The 3,198-nt window shown below is 61.0% G+C and carries 2 protein-coding genes; both read right to left on the bottom strand.

All coding sequences use genetic code 11. The annotated features are described in order from the left end of the window. Positions 1-279: 279 nt before the first annotated feature. Positions 280-1,293, bottom strand: a complete 1,014-nt coding sequence (locus OCH239_RS21065; protein ID WP_037267377.1) for an IS110 family RNA-guided transposase — start codon at positions 1,291-1,293, stop codon at positions 280-282. A 249-nt stretch (positions 1,294-1,542) separates the two neighbouring features. Continuing rightward, positions 1,543-2,043 carry a GNAT family N-acetyltransferase gene (locus OCH239_RS21070; RefSeq protein ID WP_037267379.1) on the bottom strand — a complete coding sequence of 167 codons (501 nt, stop codon included), beginning with the start codon at positions 2,041-2,043 and terminating at the stop codon, positions 1,543-1,545. Between the last annotated feature and the right edge of the window lie 1,155 nt (positions 2,044-3,198).

The following is a 3,198-nucleotide window of genomic DNA, read 5'->3' on the forward strand; positions in this document are numbered from 1 at the left end:
GACTTCTTCAGCAGCCTGCTAATGGGGCAAGGTCTGGCTGCTCCGTCCTGAGCGGTTGGTGCCTTTCGGGTGCCTTCGTTCTCTGCGTGCTCATGCTTGGCACTTTATGGGGTAAGCTGGGTGCGAGAGTGGCGAGGTTGAAACCGCAGTCAGCCGGGGTCGGCCGCGTGCTACAGAATCGGCGCCATCATCTGCTCCCTCCCTCGGGCGGTGCTCCCCGCTCGGGAGCTCGGGGCGGTCTCCTTTCTCGTCGACCGGGTTATGTATCGCCGGCCAGTCTCAGACCGGGCGGAAGTCGGTGTCGCTCTTGAGCATTGCGTGCATGATGACTGCCAATCGACGCGCCAGGGCGATCCGGGCCTTGCGCATGTTCGATCTGCGCGCGATTGCCACCGCCCATTCCTTCAGTTTCAGCGCTCCCTTGTAGCGGGTCAGCATCACGTTCGCAGCCTCGTAGAGCAACGTTCGCACGCGCCGGTCCCCGGTCTTCGAGATGTGCCCGGTGTAGTCGATTTCGCCGGACTGATGGCGGCGCGGGACAAGGCCGAGATAGGCACCGAGGTCGCGGGATCGTCGGAACCGTCCTGGATCGTCAACGGCGGCGGTGAAGGCCAGCGCGGTAATGGGCCCCACGCCGGGGACAGTCATGAGCCGACGGCAGGCTCCCGACTGGCGCACGAGATGCTTGATGTCGCTGTCGATGGCGGCAATGGCCGAAAGCACCGCCTCGCGCGCGGCGATCAGACCACGCATTGCGGCGGAGAGGCCGGCCACGCCGTCGCTCATGGCCAGCACCTCTCGAACGAATGCCGGGGAAAGTCCGCGCGGCAGCCTTGCACCGAACACGACCGCGAGCCCGCGCACTTGGTTCTCCAGCATGATCCGCTGTCCGACCAGCTTCTTGCGGGCCATGATGAGCGAGCGGACCGCGTGGGCCGGCAGGGATTTGACATGCACCGGCTTGAAGAACCCTGTCCGGGCCAGTTGCGCCAGCCCCCGGGCATCGTTGCGGTCGGTCTTGTGCGTGGCGAGTGTCTTCAGGGCCTGGTAAGCCTGCCGGCTTTCGATGCAGACCACTGGCACGCCGCGCTCTGCCAGCCCGTGGTAGAGCATCGGTGCCATACGCCCGGTCTCGAAGACCACCACTTTGCATGCAGGCGCCGTTTCGAGCGCCTCGGCAATGGCTTCAGGTGTCGAGGCTGCCACCGCCTCAGCGATGATCGCTCCCTCCCGGTCGAGGACGCAAACATGCGTCTTCTCGAGCGAGACGTCCAAACCGGCGAAATAGTCCATGGATCTTCTCCTCTACATTATGACCCCGATCCTACCGGGGTCTTCGAAGAGCAGTCAGACCATTACCCCATGTTGAAAAACTCCCTGTCTCGACAATCACTGGCCTCGGACCAGAATTTCGTTCTGGTGAAAGACGACATCCACCCCCTGAGGCGACATTTTAGAACTCAGTTAGAACAGGCGTTCTGGTATTTCGGGCCGCATTGGAGCCGCGTGAGTTTTTCAACACAATCAGCCCTGGGTGGGCGTTCAGCCGTAATGCCTGTAGACGAGATCCGAGGGGTCAGGCCGCTGCGCGTTGGCATCCAGCGTCGCGCCGAGCCGTTCCGCCAATCTGGCTGATCGAAGATTGTTAGGATCGATGTAGCTAACCAGTGTTTCGACGTGCCTGATATCTAGGCTCCACGTTCGCAAAGCCGTTGCGGCTTCGTAGGCAAAGCCGTGCCCTTCCGCCTCGGGGTAGAGCAACCATCCCAATTCGAACTCCGGGAACAATGGCCCTGAATTGATCCCCACTTGACCAAGACATTCGCCGCTGACCGTGCTCTCGATCATTAGGGCACCACACCCGAATAGGCTCCATTGAGCGTGATCGGCACAGAACATGCCCCAAGCCACGGCAGTGGAGAAAGGACCGCCCATGTAGATGGACCTGTCTGAGGCCATCAGGCGATGGTAGCCGGACCAGTCAGCCGCCCGCATGGGCCGAAGGGTCAGGCGGGGCGTAAAGATCGTGGGGATCGTTGTCATCTGCAAGCCGTTCGGTCTTGCCTACAGTATCCTCACCTCGGATCAATGTCGGCTTCGTCTGCACTGCCGGCGTTCAGGCCATCCGTAGTGAAGGTCGGGAGTGAGCCCGACCTACGCCTTCGACGGGCCGCAGCGAACGGCCGCTCGCACCAGTGAGCCTCAATCGTCTCACAACCCCGAAGGTTTTGCCCGAGGGTTGTGTCCGCGCTAAGGTGCTGATGCGAAGCGGAGTTGAGGAGAGGGACAGAAATCACCGTTTGTGGCGTATCGAAGATCACCGCTACACGCTCTAGCGCTACAAGGTAGATTTGCAGGCGATCCAACAGAAGAGGCATTATCAGTCGCGCTGCAGAAACGGACCTATCCACTCTTCCAAGCCGAAAAACGTTGCAATCGTGGTCAAGTTTGCCACTACGGCTATCGCTCCTGTAGCGATGGCGATCACAAGAGCGAGGACGGCAAGTCGCTTGGATTTGCGAGCATACTCCATTGAAGACTGCAAAACATGAGCGACTTCGCGATGATCCTTACCGTTGATGGTTACGTGCGTCCCGTCGCGCAGCGTTAGACTCGCTCCGCAAACATGGCAGGTGCCATCGACACACGGTCCGTGCGAGGGGCAAATGTATATGCGTGGGGACTTCCTACTCTGTCGCGGCGAACGCTCTTTTTCGGTCATTGGTCTCGCTCCTGCTCCTGCCGCGCCCATTGCTGTTCGCGCCCCTGCTCGCGATTTCCCGCCTGCCACAGCCGATCCGACAGGGAGAGCGCCTGCGCCTCGACCATATCCGAAAACTCCGTCCTCGCGTAGTCGTTCGGGTGGCGCTCCGGCACCCAAGCCGATGGCAATGCGGCCCTGCTCCGTCAGGCCGATGATCTGGCCTTTCGTACGTTCCTCGATGCACAAGCCCTGCGCGGTCTCGTGGGTCTCCTTCGCGCGCGGGCTGGATGCCACCGCAGCTTCTAAATCTCGTCTTCGGTGAAACTCTCGTCTTGATCGCTCATCGCTCGATCTCCGGCCCTTCGTTGTCTCGGTTCTGTTCGGCGTCCCGTTCCTATGACGGTTCCGGGGCATGACCAGAAACTACGGTATCTGTCGCAGATCGTTAGCTGCCGTTCGTCGGACGTCAGCTCCGTCTAAGGTTTGTGGCTGCT

The sequence above is a fragment of the Roseivivax halodurans JCM 10272 genome (assembly GCF_000521785.1).
Classification (GTDB): domain Bacteria; phylum Pseudomonadota; class Alphaproteobacteria; order Rhodobacterales; family Rhodobacteraceae; genus Roseivivax; species Roseivivax halodurans.